The sequence below is a fragment of the Nocardia sp. NPDC003345 genome, from assembly GCF_053589395.1.
In genome coordinates, this window is record NZ_JBSFRU010000520.1 from 1 (window position 1) to 2,569 (window position 2,569).

Annotated in this window: 1 protein-coding gene and 1 pseudogene; both read left to right on the plus strand. The window is 68.2% G+C overall.

Features of this window, described 5'->3' with window-relative positions; genetic code table 11:
• A pseudogene (locus tag ACWDU1_RS31480) lies at positions 1-334 on the plus strand (esterase family protein); the annotation flags it as partial.
• A gap of 171 nt (positions 335-505) precedes the next feature.
• Positions 506-2,359 (plus strand): alpha/beta hydrolase-fold protein, encoded by a 1,854-nt coding sequence (locus tag ACWDU1_RS31485; protein ID WP_450004060.1) that lies wholly within the window; start codon positions 506-508, stop codon positions 2,357-2,359.
• The last annotated feature ends 210 nt before the right edge of the window (positions 2,360-2,569 follow it).

Consider the following 2,569-nt stretch of genomic DNA (forward strand, 5'->3'; position numbering starts at 1 on the left):
GGCCGCCCCGTGGAGCCCGCAGTGGCTGCGGATGGACCCGTTCGTGTTCGCCCCGCAGCTCAAGGGTCTGCCCATGTACATCTCGGCGGCCAGCGGCCTGCCGGGCCCGTACGATAAGCCGGCTTCGGCCATCGGCGCCTTCAACACCGGTAACGCCATGGCACTCGAGGCCCTGTCGCTGGTGAACACCCGTGCCTTCCAGGCGCGGCTGAAGTCGCTGGGCATCAACGCCCACTTCGACTTCCCGAATGTGGGCACCCACTCGTGGAAGTACTGGGAGGGCCAGCTCTTCGCCTCGCGCAAGATGTTCCTGGACTCGACCAACGGCTGGTGATCACCGGCATGCCGAGAGGTTGCCGCTGAACCCTCACGCTCGCGAACGGCGCCACCCGCTTCGAATCGAAGCAGGTGGCGCCGTTCGTTTTCGCCGTACCGGCGATGACCGAGTGTTCGCTGTCCGCGCGTCTTACCGGGAATCCGCCTGTGACAGCGGTACAAACAGTGGGTGGCAGGGAACACACGCGGATCCCGGGGGACGGCCGACCGCACCGGTAGACGCGGCCGGCGGCGACTGGCGGCCCTGGCCACCGCTCTGATCCTGCCGTTCGCGGCCGCCCAGGCGCCCGCGCCCGCGCAGCCCACCGCCGCCGCGGCGCCCGCCTCCATCCGCAATGTCATCTGGCATTCCGACCGCCATGTCGAGGTGTGGGTGAACTCACCCTCCATGGGCGCCCCGATCCAGGTGCGGCTGTTGCTGGCCCGGGACTGGAACACGCAGCCCGCCGTCCGGTTCCCGGTGCTCTACATGCTCGACGGGCTGCGGGCCACCGAAACCGAGAGCGGCTGGATCAAGGACGCCGGCGCCGTCGATTTCTTCGCCGACAAGAACGTCACCGTGGTGTTGCCGGTGGGCGGGCAGTCGAGTTTCTACTCCGACTGGATCGAACCGAACAACGGCAGGAACTACAAATGGGAGACCTTCCTCACCGAAGAACTCCCGCCGCTGCTCGAGGGCCAGTGGCGGGCCACCGCCACGCGTGGAATCGCCGGACTTTCCATGGGCGGCACCGCCGCAATGTTCCTGGCCGCGCGTAACCCCGAGTTCGCGAAGTTCGCGGCCTCGTATTCGGGATTTCTCACCACCACCAGCACGGGTATGCCGCAGGCCATTCGGCTCGCCATGGCCGACGCCGGCGGGTTCGACGCGGGCGCCATGTGGGGACCGCCCGGCAGCCCGCTGTGGGAGGAACACGATCCGATGTTGCTGGCCGACCGGCTGAAGGATAAATCGCTCTATATATCCAGTGGTACGGGCGCATCCGGCAAACACGACGAAGGCACCGACATACCGGGTGTGACCACGAATATGTTCGGAATGGGTCTGGAGACCCTGGCGTTGCTCACTTCCGAGAATTTCGTGGCCGAACTCGGGAAACTCGGTATTCCGGCGACTGTGAACTATCGGGCGGCGGGAACCCATACCTGGCCCTACTGGGATTTCGAGATGCGTCAATCCTGGTCGCAGGCCGCGGCCGCGCTCGGTGTGCCGGCGACGAAGCCGGAGTGTGCGGTGAGCGGTGCCATCGCCGGGGTGACCGCCGCGAACGGTTGGCTGGGCGACTGCCTCACCGCCGAATACCAGGTACCGGGCGGAATCGCCCAGGACTTCCGCAACGGCCGGGTCTTCTGGTCCGCCGCCGACGGCGCTCATCCGGTGTACGGCCGGATCGGTGGCGGTTACCAGGCCGCCGCGGGTCCGCAGGGCGGTCTCGGCCTGCCTGTCGGCGGGGAGCAGCCGCTGCCGGACGGACGCGGCCGCTTCCAGCCGTTCCGGCACGGCGCCCTGTACTGGACCCCGGAAACCGGAGCGCAGATGGTGCGCGGCGCGATCCTGGACGAATGGGGCCGCCAGGGTTTCGAGGGCGGCCCCGCGAAGTATCCGACCGGCCCGGAAGTGGGGACACCGCACCGCGACGGCGCCGTCCAGCCCTTCGAAGGCGGGCCCTTCTACTTCGGCCCCGCCACCGGCGCCCACCGGTTGGAGGGTCTCATCCTGGGCAAATACGCCGATCTCGGTTTCGAGAACAGCTGGCTGGGCTTCCCCGCCGCCGCCGAACTCCCGGTCAAGGACCTGGGCCGCTTCACAAGGTTCGAAGGCGGCAGCATCTACTGGAGCCCCCTGTCCGGCGCCTGGGCCGTCCGCAACGGCCCCATCATGGACGCCTGGCGTGACGCGGGTTACGAAAACGGCCGGCTGGGCTTCCCGATCAGCGACGAGTTCGCTGTCCCCGGCGGAATCCAGCAGAACTTCCAAACCGGCACCATCACTGTCCGAGACAACCGCGCCGAAATCCGCTGACCCCCGCAAGCTCATAGCGGACCACGAGGCCCCGACCGCCGGACCACCGGTCCGACAACCTTTCCCGCGCCCGCCCCCCGCCACCCGACCTATCCGCATCGCGACACACCACCCCTTCGGCGCCGAGTCCAGCGAGACCCACAAAGGGTTCGGCCCGCGTCTGCTGTCAGCGCTCGAAGCGCACGTGGCGAAGCCACAAGTCTCGAGCGC